Here is a 380-nt window from a genome sequence, read left to right as displayed (position 1 = left end):
TGGATCCAGTGCTCATAAACAAGTCCATCACAGAAAACAGTATCTCCATGCTGGCTTTCACTCCATCTGCCCTGGAACTGTTCATTGAAACAATATCCTCAGTACACATGGCACTGCCACCCTCTTTAAGGACTTTATTTGTAGGCGGCGAAAAACTAACGAATAAAGTTGTCCAAAAAGTCAGAGCGGCTAATCCACAAAACAGACTTCAGATCGTTAATATCTATGGACCAACAGAGGCCACGATACAATGCGCCACACATTTTTGTACTGACACAGAATCCTTGTCAGCGATTCCTGTTGGCACACCTGTCGCCCATACACAGCTTTATGTCCTTGATCATTGTGGCCACCCACTCCCCACAGGCATCCCCGGAGAG

General features: G+C 46.6%; 1 protein-coding gene. It reads left to right on the top strand.

What is annotated here, in order from left to right:
* Positions 1-8 precede the first annotated feature (8 nt).
* Positions 9-380: AMP-binding protein (locus E1189_RS26025; RefSeq protein ID WP_408014661.1), on the top strand; the 372-nt coding region annotated here is incomplete at its 3' end.

The sequence above is a fragment of the Parendozoicomonas verongulae genome, assembly GCF_009711465.1.
Lineage (GTDB): Bacteria > Pseudomonadota > Gammaproteobacteria > Pseudomonadales > Endozoicomonadaceae > Sansalvadorimonas > Sansalvadorimonas verongulae.
The sequence above is the reverse complement of the archived record's forward strand: the minus strand, read 5'-3'. Positions and strand labels throughout refer to the sequence as shown.